Annotated in this window: 10 protein-coding genes; 4 read left to right on the forward strand and 6 right to left on the reverse strand. The window is 59.5% G+C overall.

Translation table 11 applies throughout. The annotated features are described in order from the left end of the window. Window positions 1-82 precede the first annotated feature (82 nt). The 3 genes from FFH90_RS16030 to FFH90_RS16040 all read left to right on the forward strand — a co-directional run bounded on the left by FFH90_RS16030 (window position 83) and on the right by FFH90_RS16040 (window position 3,462). Window positions 83-1,237 (forward strand): MalY/PatB family protein, encoded by a 1,155-nt coding sequence (locus FFH90_RS16030; RefSeq protein ID WP_111453362.1) that lies wholly within the window; start codon window positions 83-85, stop codon window positions 1,235-1,237. 176 nt (window positions 1,238-1,413) lie between these two features. Next, window positions 1,414-2,754 (forward strand): sodium:proton antiporter, encoded by a 1,341-nt coding sequence (locus tag FFH90_RS16035; protein WP_138867565.1) that lies wholly within the window; start codon window positions 1,414-1,416, stop codon window positions 2,752-2,754. Window positions 2,755-2,985: 231 nt separating this feature from the next. Then, window positions 2,986-3,462 carry a hemerythrin domain-containing protein gene (locus FFH90_RS16040; protein ID WP_111453363.1) on the forward strand — a complete coding sequence of 159 codons (477 nt, stop codon included), beginning with the start codon at window positions 2,986-2,988 and terminating at the stop codon, window positions 3,460-3,462. 69 nt (window positions 3,463-3,531) lie between these two features. Here the strand turns inward: FFH90_RS16040 and FFH90_RS16045 are convergent, their stop codons facing one another. From FFH90_RS16045 to FFH90_RS16060, 4 genes are all read right to left on the reverse strand, one after another. Then, entirely contained in the window at window positions 3,532-5,451 is a 1,920-nt protein-coding gene (locus FFH90_RS16045) for a PAS domain-containing sensor histidine kinase (RefSeq protein WP_086944271.1), read from the reverse strand. Between the two features lie 104 nt (window positions 5,452-5,555). Continuing rightward, on the reverse strand, window positions 5,556-6,464 hold the full coding sequence (locus tag FFH90_RS16050) for a zeta toxin family protein (protein ID WP_086944270.1): 909 nt from the start codon (window positions 6,462-6,464) through the stop codon (window positions 5,556-5,558). 128 nt (window positions 6,465-6,592) lie between these two features. Next, the gene (locus FFH90_RS16055; RefSeq protein ID WP_138867566.1) at window positions 6,593-8,872 is read right to left on the reverse strand and encodes an ATP-dependent DNA helicase; all 2,280 of its coding nucleotides are present in this window, start codon (window positions 8,870-8,872) and stop codon (window positions 6,593-6,595) included. Continuing rightward, window positions 8,869-10,536 (reverse strand): VRR-NUC domain-containing protein, encoded by a 1,668-nt coding sequence (locus FFH90_RS16060; protein WP_138867567.1) that lies wholly within the window; start codon window positions 10,534-10,536, stop codon window positions 8,869-8,871. The genes FFH90_RS16055 and FFH90_RS16060 overlap by 4 nt, the downstream gene beginning before the upstream one ends. 207 nt (window positions 10,537-10,743) lie before the next feature. Between FFH90_RS16060 and FFH90_RS16065 the strand changes: the two genes are divergently transcribed. Continuing rightward, on the forward strand, window positions 10,744-10,968 hold the full coding sequence (locus tag FFH90_RS16065; protein WP_018925975.1) for a YgdI/YgdR family lipoprotein: 225 nt from the start codon (window positions 10,744-10,746) through the stop codon (window positions 10,966-10,968). Between the two features lie 121 nt (window positions 10,969-11,089). Here FFH90_RS16065 and FFH90_RS16070 read toward each other — a convergent pair whose 3' ends face one another. After that, window positions 11,090-12,169 carry a tartrate dehydrogenase gene (locus FFH90_RS16070; protein ID WP_138867568.1) on the reverse strand — a complete coding sequence of 360 codons (1,080 nt, stop codon included), beginning with the start codon at window positions 12,167-12,169 and terminating at the stop codon, window positions 11,090-11,092. A gap of 24 nt (window positions 12,170-12,193) precedes the next feature. Continuing rightward, window positions 12,194-13,651, reverse strand: coding sequence for an NAD-dependent succinate-semialdehyde dehydrogenase (locus FFH90_RS16075; protein ID WP_064617979.1), 1,458 nt, complete (start codon window positions 13,649-13,651; stop codon window positions 12,194-12,196). Window positions 13,652-13,770: the final 119 nt, after the last annotated feature.

A 13,770-nucleotide genomic window follows, 5' to 3' on the forward strand; every position in this document is an offset into this window, starting at 1 on the left:
CTGTTGCACAACTCGCCAGCAGTGAAGGTTGGCGCTTATCATGGCCGCCGGATTACCCCCTCTGCCTTTTATGAGACTGAGCATGACTTTCGATTTTGATCAGGTGTTCGACCGCCATGGCACCGGCAGTACCAAGTGGAGCCGTTACCCGGCCGACGTGTTGCCGATGTGGGTCGCCGACATGGACTTCGCCGCGCCGCCGGCGATCATTCAGGCCCTGCAAAAACGCCTGGAACACCCGATGCTCGGTTACAGCGTGGCTCAGGATGACTTGCGTGACGCCATCGTCGCCGACCTGTGGAGCAAGTACGCCTGGCGTGTGCAGCCCCAGGAACTGGTGTTCCTGCCGGGTATCGAATCAGGCTTCAACATGGCCCTGCATGCACTGGTTCAACCGCAACAGAACGTGGTCGTGCAGACGCCCAACTACCCACCACTGCGCCATGCGCCGGGCCACTGGCAGCTGAACAAGGTCGAACTGGACTTCAACGTGCTGGCCGATGGCACGTACGCCACGCCACTCGATGCCTTGCGCCAGGCTCTGCAAGGCGGTGGCGCGTTGCTGCTGAGCAACCCGCATAACCCGCTGGGCAAGGTCTTCCCTCGGGAAGAACTGCAAGCGGTTGCCGACATCTGCCTGGAACAGGATGCGTGGATCATCTCCGACGAGATCCATTCCGAGCTGTGCTTCGATGGGCGCGTGCATATTCCGACCGCCTCGCTCAGCCCGCAGATCGCCAAGCGCACCATCACCTTGATGTCGGCGAGCAAGGCCTACAACATCGCTGGCCTGAAGACTGCGTTCATGATCATTCAAGACGCAGCGCTGCTCCATCGCGTCAACCATGCCCGCTGCGGCATGGTCGACAGCGTCAACCCGCTGGGCCTGGAAGCCACCCGCGTCGCCTACAGCGAAGGTCGCCCATGGCTGACCGAACTCATGGTCTACCTGCAAAGCAATCGGGACTATCTGGTGGAGGCCGTTCGCACGCGGTTGCCGGGCGTGACCATGAACGTGCCCCAGGGCACTTATCTGGCGTGGCTCGATTGCACGGCACTGGGGCTGGACAACCCGCAGCAATTCTTCCTCGAACAGGCCAAAGTCGGGCTGAGCGCCGGGCTGGATTTCGGCGATCACGCCCGGCAATTCGTGCGCCTGAACTTCGGCTGCCCACGGGCGTTGCTGGAAGAAGGAATTGCGCGGATGGAGCATGGATTGCGTAGCCGCAAGGCCTGATAGCAACGAAGATCCAATGTGGGGCTTGCTCGCTCCCGCACTGCTCGCATGATGCTGTCCCGGCAAAAAAAATGAACCCTGACGATTGACGCACCTCGATACCTTAGGAGCCCAAGGTTAAGTGCCTTGGGCCAGCCATCCCTCGGCGGTCGGCCGCACGTATCCGGGAACCAGGCATGAGTTTCATCGTTTGGATGGCGGTGTTGGGGGCGGTGCTGCTGACCCTGGCGCTGACCTCTTCCTATCTGCGCTGGATGCCGGTGACCACCTCGGCGGTGTGCCTTGCGCTGGGCGTGGCGATCGGCCCGGCGGGCCTGGGCTTGCTGAAACTGGACATCAAGGACGCTGCGGTCTGGATGGAGCACCTGACGGAAGTCGCGGTGCTCTTTTCGCTGTTTGTCTGCGGACTCAAATTGCGCCTGCCGCTCAAGGATCGCCAATGGCGGGTGGCGTTCGGCCTGGCGGGACCGGTGATGGTCTTGACCATCATTGGCATCTGCCTGTTGCTCCACTATGGATTTGATCTGGCCTGGGGGCCGTCGCTGCTGATCGGAGCGATTCTGGCACCCACCGATCCGGTGCTGGCCTCGCTGGTACAAGTCAACGACGCCACGGATGACGACGCAGTACGTTTCGGGCTCTCCGGTGAGGCCGGCCTTAACGACGGCATCGCCTTCCCTTTCGTGATCCTTGGTTTGTTGTTTGTGCAGCAGAACGGTGCCAGCGATGCCTGGCTCGGTGAATGGGCATTGAAACGCGTGTTGTGGGCCGTACCGGCGGGCTTACTCATCGGTTACTGGATGGGCCACGGCATCGGGCGCCTGACCTTGTCGATGCGCATCCGCAATGCCGACAGCACCCTTTCCCCCAACGATTACCTGACCCTGGCTTTGATCGCCCTGGCTTACGTCGCCGCCGAACAGATCCATGGCTATGGCTTTCTGTCGGTATTCGCCGCTGGCCTCGGTTTGCGGCAAGCCGAAGTCAAATCCACCGGCGACACCCAGATGCCCGCCGAGCATCTGGTGCAGCCGGTGGTTGGTCACCAGAACGTCGAGCCTGAAGCCGCCGTCCATGGCGACGTGTCGAATCTGCAGGATACTCAAGTGGCGGCCGGCATCATGATGGGCGACATGCTGGCTTTCGGCGGCCTGGTGGAGCGCGCCATGGAAGTGTTTCTGGTGACCCTGCTGGGCGTGGTGCTGGTCGGCCACTGGGATTGGCGAGCACTGGTGGTTGCGTTGGTGCTGTTTTGTGCCATTCGCCCTTTAAGCGTATGGCTTATGCCGTGGGGGCGTTTGCTGGATGGCCGACAACGCCTGTTGATCGGCTGGTTCGGGATTCGCGGCATTGGTAGCTTTTACTATCTGTTCCATGCCTTGAACCATGACCTCGGTCCGTCGTCGGCGACGTTGTGCACCGACCTGACATTGTCGGTGGTGGCGCTCAGCATTCTGGTCCATGGCATCAGCACCCAACCGATGCTTGCCCGTTATGAGCGGCGTAATCGGCCATAGGTTTTACTGGCGTTCGGCGAAATCAATCCTTCGGTCAACCTGCACTGAGCAATTACGCAGATTCATGCAGGCTGCACGATGATGAGCGCTGCCGCTTCAGCGCAACCGATTGTTTTCAAATGGCTTTTTTTTAATCCAGAAGCAGGCACGGGAAATGCTCCGACCATGGGAGCGACTGACGGGAGGAAGACCGTTTGCGCTTGACCCATGACTAAACAAGAGGTTTCGACCATGAACGCCATTGACCTGTTGAAAGCCGACCATGAACGCGTAAAAGGCATCCTGAGCCAATTGAGCGAATCCACCGAGCGTGGCGTGAAAAAACGCACCGAGCTACTGGCCAAACTGGAAATGGAGATCTCGATCCATACCCGCCTGGAAGAAGAAGTCTTGTACCCGGCGTATAAAAAAGCCGGGGGCAAGGAGCAGGATGTGATGTATTACGAAGCCAAGGAAGAACATCGCACTGTCGATTCGCTGGTGCTTCCCGACCTGAAAACCACCGATCCCTCTACTCCGCAATTCGCCGGCCGAGTGAAAGTGGTCAAGGAGTTGCTGGAACATCACATCGAAGAAGAGGAAAAGGAAATGTTTCCTCAGGCCAAAAAGCTGCTGAGCAAAACGACGCTTGAGGAGTTGGGCGCAGAGATGGAAAGCCTGAAGGCTCGGTACAAAAAAGAACTTGGCGCAACCAACCTCGCCGCTTGATAGCGGTTGAGTAACCAGCAGAGGCCCGGTGAATGCGGGCCTTTGGCTTATCCAATAAATGCGGTGGTGTCACTTCATGACCAGAGCAATGACTTCCACCAGGTTGAGTTGGGTAAAAGGCTTGGACAGGCGCGGCAGTCTGGCCGCGAAGCCTTCCAGTCGCTCGGCGTAACCGGTGGCGAGGATGATCGGCAGGTGTGGCTTCAAGGTCCGGATCGCCTGCGCCAGTTGCGCGCCACTCATTCTGGGCATGACCATGTCCGTAATCACCAGGTCAATGTCATGTCCGTTGTCGAACAGCTCCAGTGCCTGGGCACCGGACGCGGCACTGATCACCCGATGGCCAAGGTCCTCAAGCAACAAACTGGTACTGGTCAACACCAGGCTGTCATCGTCAACGACCAACACACACAAACTGGGCACCCGCGACGCAGCGGTCTGCTCGGTAGCGGGTTCGGTGGTCGAGCCTGCGACTGCGACGGGTAACCAGAGTTCGGCAGTGGTGCCGGCATTCTGCTGGCTTTTCAGGATGAAACGTCCGCCCAGTTGTTCGGTAAACCCATGAACCATCGACAGTCCCAGTCCTGTGCCTTTGCCGACGCCTTTAGTGGTGAAGAACGGATCCATTGCCAACGACAGGGTAGCGTCATCCATACCCTCCCCCGTATCCGTGACACTCAGGCAGACGTAACGACCGGCCGCAAGGGATAACTTCGTCTGATCGGAGACCTCCTCCATCCGGGCACTGATGAGCAGTTTTCCACCGTCGGGCATTGCATCGCGGGCGTTGGTCGCTAGATTCAGTACCGCCAGTTCGAGCTGATTGACGTCGGCCATCACAGGTTCGAGTTCGGGCGCAAAGCGGGTTTCTATGCTCACCGAAGGCCCTAGGGAGCTGCGCAGCAACCCGGTAATTCCCTGCACCAGCGTCGGTATCTCGACCGGTTCGGTCTTGAGCTCCTGACGCCTGGCAAACGCCAGCATGCGCTGGGTCAGGGAAACGCCACGCAAGGCACCCTGGGTCGCGTTGTCGAGCAGGCGGGTAATTCTCGGATCGTCCGCTGCGCGTTTGCGCACGATTTCCAGATTGCCGAGGATAACGGTCAGCAGATTATTGAAATCGTGGGCAATGCCCCCGGTGAGTTGGCCGATGGCCTGCATTTTCTGCGCCTGAAACAACGCTTCGCGGGTTTGTTCAAGCGCCTGCTGGGCTTGTGTCACCTCGGTGATGTCCCGGGTGATCTTGGCAAATCCCAGCAATGTACCGGTGTCGCCCCAGATCGGATCGACCACGACATGCGCGAAAAAGCGCGTACCGTCTTTGCGAACGCGCCAGGCCTTGTTTTCGAATCGGCCCTCGCGAGTCGCAATGTCCAGCGTCCGCTGCGGTTCGCCGGCTTCACGGTCTTCAGGCGTGTAGAAAATCGAAAAATGTTGACCGATGACTTCTTCTGGCCGGTAACCCTTGATGCGCTGCGCCCCCGGATTCCAGTTGGTCAGGCGTCCATCGGGGGCGAGCATGTAGATGGCATAGTCCGTAACGCTTTGAACCAGCAGCCGGAACTGCTGCTCGCTTTGCTTGAGGATTTCCTCGGCCATCTTGCGATCGGTCAAATCCCGGGTGATCTTGGCAAAACCCAGCAACTTGCCCGACGGATCGAAAATGGGATCGATCACGACGTGGGACCAGAAATGCGTGCCGTCCTTGCGAACCCGCCAGCCTTCGCCTTCGAAACGCCCTTCGTTAATGGCGGTATCAAGGGCGCGCTGAGGCAAGCCGGCCTTGCGATCTTCCGGGGTATAAAAACGCGAGAAGTGCTGGCCGAGGATCTCCGCTTCTTCATACCCTTTGAATCGCTTGGCGCCAGCGTTCCAGCTGGTAATGATGCCATCGGGGTCAATCATGTAGATCGCGTAGTCGACCACCGCATCTATCAGCAGCCGAAAGCGCATCTCTTCAATGGCATTCTTGGTCCGGTCATCGCTCATGGAACCCTGCCCTTATTGTTGTTCTTCTGGAGTATGCGACAAACCAAACGGGTGGAAGGTCCAAAAATAACCAATACGTTGGTGTGTCGCAGTGACGGGAGGAATTACCGGTGCACGTATTTGACGATGTAGGCGTACAGCTCGTTGTAGACGAAGTTCGGGACATAGCGGGCATGAGTCCGGGACTTATGCAACGCCACATGACACTCTTTGACCATTTCGTCCCGGTCGGTCATCGCGAAGACATGCTTGTCGATGATGCCGGAATAGACGCCGTGCGAAAAATGCGTGTTGAGTGTCGTCGAATCGATCGTTCCGTTGGCGGCCTTGGTGTAGGTGCTCTGAGCGCGCAAGACACGGTCTTTCAAACCACCAAACCCACGTTCGTACAAGATGATTTGCGAGCCGCTGATCGCCTTTGCGGCTGTCTCGAAGGCCGGGATGATCGCTTGTGCATATCTCATGCTGGCCTCCAGCTTTGATGCCGGGAGAAATCTTTCCATTTCCTGATCTTCCAGGCTTTTCAGTGCTCTTTTGATGCTCGATACATGAGCGAACTCCTGATTGCAGGCGACGATGTGAGTTTCGAACTGGTAGCCGGCAGCCGTCGCCGTCGGTGGGAAAGCCGCGAAATCGATGCTGTCGAATGCACATTCCATGATGATGTTGTATTTGTTTTTAAACGCCTCGGTGAAGATCTTCGTGCTCACATCCCGGACAAAAGCCTCCGTATGTTCATAAGCGTGCAGGACACCGAGTTTGATCATTTCTGCGTATTGAGGGTGTTTTTTTCGGTATTCGGGCAAGTACAGCCGGACATAATTGGCATAGCGGTTGGTGGGCAAAAGGCTTTTTTCCAGAAGATAGGTTTTACCCGAGCCCTGTACCCCCGCGACAATCAGCATCTTGGGGAGTGTTTCGGCGGTGATGCCGCTGAATAATGTGGTGGTGATTTCAGTGAACGCTGCGGTGACTTGTTCTGGCGTGTAAGCATAATTCGGTGCTACTGACATACCTTGATTTCCTTATCAAAGATTCGCTTGAAAGTGATTGCCTGCCCTTTGAATAAAGCGGTGTTTCGTTGTTTGTTCAAATGAGCGTGTCTTTCAAGATATGTCACTGTTTTACAAGGTAAAATCCCCTACAAGCCAGAAGGAAAATGCGTCAGCTCAACGGACCACCAACGCGGCAGTAATTGCTTGACCTTACTCTCGCCAAACCGGTCGTCGATCAGCATCACCACCCCTTGGTCCTCCCGTGTACGGATCACCCTTCCTGCCGCCTGCACCACTTTCTGCACACCTGGAAACAGGTAGGTGTAGTCATAACCGGCACCGAAAATCGCCGCCATGCGCTGTTTCAGCTGTTCGTTGACCGGATTGAGTTGCGCCAGCCCCAGGGTGGCGATGAAGGCGCCAATCAAGCGGGCGCCGGGCAAATCGATGCCTTCACCGAACGCGCCACCCAGCACCGCAAACCCGATGCCCTGCCCGTCGGCGGTGAACTGGTCGAGAAAGTCCTGACGCTGCGCTTCCCCCATGCCCCGGGACTGCGACCACAGCGTGATCTGCGGATACCGCTCGGCCAGCAACTGCGCCACTTGCTGCAAATAATCGAAACTGCTGAAAAACGCCAGGTAGTTGCCGGGGCGTTGGCTGAACTGTTTGGCGATCAGCTCGACGATGGGCGCAAGGGACGCCTGACGGTGGACGAACCGCGTGGAGATCTGGCTGACGATGTGCACTTGCAGCTGATCGGCGTGAAATGGCGATTCCACATCGATCCATACCGTATTCGCCGGAGTGCCCAGCAAGTCGGCGTAGTAATGCCGAGGGCTCAGGGTCGCGGAAAACAGCACCGTGCTGCGCGCAGCAGTCAGGCGCGGGCGGATGAAACCGGCGGGTACCACATTGCGCAGGCACAGCTGCGACAGATTGCGCTTGCGCTCGAGGTCACGCTTGCTGATGTCGAACAGGAAATGCTCGTCGAACAGTTCAGCCACGCGGCCGAATTGCAGCATGTCGAAGTAAAAATTCTGCAAGCCGCTGTCCAGGCCCTGAGGATGATCATTCAGGTAGTCGCCGATGCTTGCGCAGCACAAGGACAAGGCCTGAAGCAGTTTTTCCGGGGCTTTGTCGTAGGCCTGATAGGGGCCGAGTTGCTGATCGTGCAAGGCATTCCATTCACGATTGACTCGCTGCAAGGATCTCTTCAACGACTCGGGCGCGGTTTTTCGTACGCCGTTCAAAGTCGCCTGGTCGAGGCTGGCGCTGTACATTTGCCGGCCGCGCTCCACCAGGTTGTGGGCTTCGTCCACCAGCACCGCGACGTTCCAGTTATTGGCCTGGGCCAACCCGAACAGCAACGCGCTGAAGTCGAAATAGTAGTTGTAGTCAGCGACCACCACGTCCGCCCAGCGGGCCATTTCCTGGCTCAAGTAATAAGGACAAACCTCGTGCTGCAGGGCAACCTCGCGCAAGGCACTCTGGTTCAACAGGCTCAATTGACTGGCGGCCTGACGCGCGCCCGGCAGACGATCATAAAAACCCTGGGCCAACGGGCAGGATTCGCCATGACAGGCCTTGTCCGGGTGCTCGCAAGCCTTGTCCCGGGCGATCATCTCGAGGACTCGCAACGGCTGTGCATCGGCGCTGTCGAGGATGACCTGAGCAGCGTCCAGCGCCAATTTGCGCCCCGGGGTTTTCGCCGTGAGGAAAAACACCTTGTCCAGTTGCTGCGGCGCCAGGGCCTTGAGCATCGGGAACAGCGTGCCAATGGTCTTGCCGATACCGGTCGGCGCCTGGGCCATCAGACAGCGGCCGGTGCTGACCGCCTTGAACACCGATTCGGCCAGATGCCGCTGGCCAGGGCGAAAATCGGCATGGGGAAAGCTCAGCTGTCGAGCCGCCAGATTGCGCCCTTCGCGATGGGCCATTTCCTGCTCGGCCCAATGCAGGAACAACCCGCAGTGGTGCTCGAAGAACAGCTGCAAGTCGGCGGCGCTGAAGGTCTCGACCAGACAGGTTTCCTTCTCGCTGACGATGTCGAAGTACACCAGCACCAGGTCGATCTGCGCCAAATCCAGTTTCTGGCACATCAACCAGCCATAGACTTTCGCCTGCGCCCAGTGCAACTGCCGGTGGTTGGCCGGTTGCTTGCTCAGGTCGCCCCGGTAGGTTTTGACTTCTTCGAGGCAGTTTTGCCCCGGATCGTAGCCATCCGCCCGGCCTTTCACGCTCAAGGTTCGATACTGGCCCTCAAGTGCGACCTCGTTCTGGTAACCCTCGCTGCGTCGTGACGCCACGGTGCGATGGCCGACAATGCCTTCCAGCGCGGTTGGCGACGGGGTGAAACGCAGGTCGAGGTCGCCGACCTTGGCGGTGAATTCACACAACGCCCGCACCGCGATGCTGTAGCTCAAGCGCCCTGCTCCACCCATTGCACGTAGCAAACGGCGATGGGCATCTGGTGCTCGTGACAGAACTCCAGCCAGCGCAATTGGTTGTCTTGCAGGCGATCGCCGGGGCCTTTGACTTCGATCATTCGGTAGGTTTTGTGTTGCGGCCAGAACTGGATCAAGTCCGGCATGCCGGCGCGGTTGGCCTTGATGTCGAGCAGCAGTCGATTGAACCAGTGCTTGAGGTGTTCGGCGGGCAGACAGTCGAGCGCCTGCTCCAGCAGTTCCTCGCTCATCGCGCCCCAGAATACGAACGGCGACTGCACGCCCCACTTGGCGGTGTAACGCTCGCGGATGGTCTGGGCGTAACGCCCGTCATCGAGTTCGGCGAGGCAGGCCTGGAACAGATCCGCGCGCCGCGCATGAAAGTCTTCGTTGTGCAGGTCCACCGGGCCGCGCTGGAATGGGTGAAAAAACGCCCCCGGCAACGGGGCGAAGATCGCCGGCCAGCACAGCAACCCGAACAGCGAGTTGATCAGGCTGTTCTCGACGTAATGCACCGGTGCCGACTCGTCCGCCAGATGCGCCTGAACGTAATACTCCACCGACAATGCCGGGTCGTGCCTGGGCAATTGCAGGTCCAGACGCTGCATGGGCCGCGGGGCTGGCCGCTTGATCGGCGGCCCGCCCAGTTTGCGCCGCAGCCTGGGCAGCACACGCAATAAATGCTGATGTTCGGTGGCGCTTTCCGGGGTTTGCTCGGCGTGGCTCGCCAAATCCATGGCCAGTTGAAATTCACCACAGCGCTCCAGCACGCGAATCAGCCGCAGGCGTGCGCCGGGGTAGGCGCAATCGCGGTAGAGGCCCAGGGCGGTGGAAAAATCCGCCATGCGTTCGCAGTGCTGAGCGATCTGGAACAGCAGCTTGGCCCGACGTCTTTGCAGCCAGGGATTGGCGAGTTCCAGCCTGTTGATCTGCTCGACAACCGTCGCCACCTCTTCACCCGCCTCGAAATGCTGCTGACAGCTGTGCAGGAACAGGCAGGCGTCGACGTCTTCGCGGCTGCGCAAGCCTCGGGACTCGGCGCAAAACTCGACTTTTTCGTAGGTGTAGATGCCCAGGTCAGCCAGCACGAATTCCGACCAGTCCTGGTAAAGATTGCCGAAGAACATCAGGCGCAACCGATCGCACAGGCCCATGACGGTCAGGCTGAACAACCGGTCATCCAGTGCCGGGCACCACTGGGCAAAACTTTGCTCTTCAGGAAACTGCTCGCTCAGGGCTCGCAGCCAATCGCTCTTTTTGCCTTTCGGTTGATCGATGGCGTCACCAAAACACTGGAGAATCTCGGCCTTGAGCAGCACCTCGAACACCTCCTCGACAGGCAGCGGCAACTGCTCGTCGATCCAGCCCAGGGCCAGGAGCGGCGCGGCGGCGCTGGCGATGTCGCCGATTTCGACGTAACTCAGTTTGCCGGCCCTGAAATGCACGCCCTTGCGCATCACCAATCTGACCAGCAAAGCCTGGGACTCGCGGGGCAGTCGATTGAAGTCGTGGATGAAGTCCTGCTCTTCGAGGCTGAGTACATCGGCATAACGATGCTCAAGCCAATCAAGCACTTGCATGAAGTTGTTCAAGTAATAGAACGGATCATCGAGCGGATTTACAATCACGGGCAATCGGGCCATGGCAAGCGAATACTGGTTATGCGTACAGATACCAGCTATGCCCCACCCGGTGCAAACGGAAAAGGATAAGTGGCGACGCAATCGGACAATTTTCGGGTGACCATCGAACTTTCTGCCATTCCATCGCACCAACCGCGTTAGAAGCACAGTGAGGATTGATCTCGAACGAGGCGTTCGCACTGTTTTTATTGAGTGATGGAGGTGTGTATGAATATCAAGACTCTGGGTTTGCCTCTGGCGGCAGCGGCCTTTCTGGCCCTGACCGGTTGCTCGACGCCAACGGTCGTGACCCTGCAGAACGGCACCCAGTATTTGACCAAGGACATGCCGAACACCAAGGGCAAGGATGGCTTCTTCGAATTCGAAGATATTTCCGGGGCGAAAGTGAAAGTCCGCGCCGATGACGTGGCCACGATTCGCAAGGAAGACTGATCCCCTGAGCGGGCCGCCCCTGTAGGAGCGAGGCTTGCCCGCGAAGAACGATGACGCGTAATACCTGATAAACCGCGGTGCATTCTTCGCGGGCAAGCCTCGCTCCTACAGGGTGTTGGCTTTAAAGCGCTTGCGCGATCGCCTTGCCGACCTCCTGAGTCGAGCCCTGCCCGCCCAGGTCCGGGGTGATTGGCCCTTCTGCAATCACCCGTTCGATCGCCTGCAGAATCCCGTCGTGTGCGGCGCGATAACGCTCATCGCCGTTGCCCAGAAAATCCAGCATCAACGCACCGGACCAGATCATCGCGATCGGGTTGGCGATGTTGCGCCCGTAGATGTCCGGGGCCGAGCCGTGCACCGGTTCGAACAACGACGGAAAACGCCGCTCGGGATCGAGGTTGGCTGATGGCGCAATGCCGATGGTGCCGGCGCAGGCAGGTCCCAGGTCGGACAGGATGTCGCCGAACAGGTTCGACGCCACCACCACGTCGAACCGGTCCGGTTGCAGTACAAAACGCGCGCACAGGATGTCGATGTGCTGTTTGTCCCAAGTGATGTCCGGGTACTGCGCGGCCATCAATGCCGTGCGTTCGTCCCAGTACGGCATGCTGATGGAAATCCCGTTGGACTTGGTTGCCGCCGTCAGGCGTTTGCGCGGTCGGGTCTGGGCCAGGTCGAAGGCGAACTTGAGAATCCGGTCCACGCCGCGCCGGGTGAATACCGACTCTTGCAGCACGAATTCATGCTCGGTGCCTTCGAACATCTTGCCACCGACCGAGGAATACTCGCCTTCGGTGTTCTCGCGAATCACCACGAAATCGATGTCCCCCGGTTTGCGCCCGGCCAGCGGACACGGCACGCCGGGAAACAGACGTACCGGGCGAATATTCACGTATTGGTCGAAGTCGCGACGAAACTTCAGCAGTGAGCCCCACAAAGAAATGTGGTCCGGCACCTTGTCCGGCCAGCCGACGGCGCCAAAGTAGATCGCATCGAACCCCTTGAGCTGGTCGAACCAATCGTCGGGCATCATTTGCCCGTGTTCCAGGTAGTAATCGCAGTGAGCCCAGTCGAGCACTTCGATGCTCAGCTCCAACTGCCACTTCTTCGCGGCTTGCTCCAGTACCCGCAACCCTTCCGGCAGGACTTCCTTGCCGATGCCATCGCCGGCAATCGCGGCGATTCTGAATGTCTTGCTCATCAATCGTGCCCCCGTGTCCGTTAATTACAGCCCGCCGATGTGGAAAGCTTTGACTTCAAGGTATTCATCCAGCCCGTACTTGCTGCCTTCACGGCCCAGCCCAGACTGCTTGATGCCGCCGAACGGCGCGACTTCCATGGAAATGAGCCCGGTGTTGAGGCCGACCATGCCGAACTCCAGCGCCTCGCCGAACCGCCAGGAACGGCGCAAATCCTGAGTGAAATAGTAGGCGCCCAGGCCGTAAGGCGTGGCATTGGCCAAGGCCAGCGCTTCGGCCTCAGAGGTAAACCGCATCAACGGCGCCACCGGGCCGAAGGTTTCTTCGTTGGCCAGCAGCATGCCGGCGTGGGTGTCGCCAAGGACGGTCGGCTGAACGAACTGGTTGTCACCCTCGGGAATGCCGCCGCAGAGCAAACGCGCGCCCTGGCTCAGGGCATCGTCGATGTGCCGGGCGACCTTGCTCACCGCCGCCGGGTTGATCAGCGGGCCGATGGTCACGTCGGCGTCCAGGCCATTGCCGACCTTGAGTTTGCCCACCTCCTCCACCAGTCGCTGGGCGAAACGTTCGTAGATGCCATCCTGCACCAGAATGCGGTTGGCGCAGACGCAGGTCTGCCCGGCGTTGCGGAATTTGCTGAGCATGATCCCGGTTACCGCCTGCTCCAGGTCGGCGTCGTCGAACACAATGAACGGCGCGTTGCCGCCCAGTTCCAGGCTCAAGCGCTTGATGTGCTCAGCGCTCTGACGCATCAGCAGCCGACCGACCGCAGTGGAGCCGGTGAAGGAGATCTTGCGCACCGTCGGATTGCCGGTCAGTTCTTCGCCGATGCCGGCGGGCATGCCGGTCAGCACGTTGAACACCCCGGCCGGAATGCCGACGCGTTCGGCGAGTACTGCCAGGGCCAGGGCCGACAGCGGGGTCAAGTCCGAGGGTTTGACGATGATCGGGCACCCGGCGGCCAGGGCCGGCGCGCACTTGCGGGTGATCATCGCGTTGGGGAAATTCCACGGGGTGATCGCGGCGCACACGCCGACCGGTTGCTTGAGGGTCAGCAGGCGGCGGTCGCCGCTGGGGGCCGGTATGGTTTCGCCGTAGACCCGGCGGGCCTCTTCGGCGAACCATTTGACGAACCCGGCACCGTAGCGGATTTCACCCTTGGCTTCGTTCAGCGGTTTGCCCTGCTCGCAGGTCATGATCAAGGCGAGGTCGTCGAGGTTGTCGATCATCGCCTGATACCAGCGCTCCAGCAGCGCCGCCCGTTCTGCTGCCGGGCGTGTGCGCCACGCGGGCCAGGCCCGCTCGGCGGCTTCGATGGCGCGTCGGGTTTCTGCGCCCTGCATGGCCGGCACCCGGGCAAGCAACTGGCCGGTGGCCGGGTCGATGACGTCCAGGGTCGCGGCGTTATCGGCGCCGATCCACTGCCCGTCCACATAAGCGAGTTCTGCCAGAAGGCTGGGGTCTTTCAAACGATTCTTGAGCATGGTCGAGTCCTGATCCGAGACAATTCCAGTCTAGGGAGGTGCCACGGATAAGGATGCTGAAAGCGTTTGATGGGCAGTGTTGGATGCTGAAATTCGCGGTGGGACGGCAGGCTCTACCG

Source organism: Pseudomonas sp. ATCC 43928 (assembly GCF_005938665.2).
Classification (GTDB): domain Bacteria; phylum Pseudomonadota; class Gammaproteobacteria; order Pseudomonadales; family Pseudomonadaceae; genus Aquipseudomonas.